This window comes from Lactiplantibacillus sp. B652 (assembly GCF_023806745.1).
Taxonomy (GTDB): Bacteria; Bacillota; Bacilli; order Lactobacillales; family Lactobacillaceae; genus Lactiplantibacillus; species Lactiplantibacillus pentosus.
Genome location: NZ_JAMSKY010000057.1, coordinates 1 through 693 on the forward strand (window position 1 = coordinate 1; position 693 = coordinate 693).

The following is a 693-nucleotide window of genomic DNA, read 5'->3' on the forward strand; positions in this document are numbered from 1 at the left end:
CTAGCCCGCTTTCCATATGAAAAAACGTTAGCTGACTTTGACTTTAGTTATCAACCGGGAATTAACCAAGGGATAATTGAGGACTTGGGATCACTAAGATTCACCCAAGAGAATCAAAACGTTTTGTTTATCGGCACCTCCGGTGTCGGTAAAACTCACCTAGCCACCGCCATTGGAATTGAAGGGTGTAAACAAGGAATTTCAACGCAGTTTATTCGATGTAGCGACCTCATCAACAAGCTTCAAACAGCACAAGTTCAAGGCCGGAGCGAAGAAGTGCTACGCCGGTATGCCCGTTTTCAAATTCTAATCATTGATGAGATTGGTTATCTTCCAATTGAGTCAGTGGGCGCTAAGCTGTTTTTTCAGTTAATTGAAAGACGATACGAACGGAAATCAACCATTATCACCACTAATATTCCGCTTTCTAAGTGGGGAAACACCTTTTCAGATAAGATGTTAGCTAACGCCATTTTAGATCGCTTGGTTCATCACGCTAAAGTTATCCGAATCACTGGTCGATCATATCGAATGAAAGATCATTTAATTGAAAAGAAGGATAATTCCGGACCTGATTTATCAGGTTTCAACGCACAAAATAAAGAAAGGAGCAGTGAGACACTGTAAACTTTATCGGTAAAAAACAGCATTTTTTAATCGGCAAAAAACGACATTTTCACATCGGCGTTGACA

General features: G+C 40.4%; 1 protein-coding gene. It reads left to right on the top strand.

Going from position 1 to position 693, the window contains the following annotated elements; genetic code table 11:
* On the top strand, window positions 1-627 hold a 627-nt coding region (gene istB / locus MZO40_RS16965), incomplete at its 5' end, for an IS21-like element helper ATPase IstB (protein WP_252133474.1).
* Window positions 628-693 lie beyond the last annotated feature (66 nt).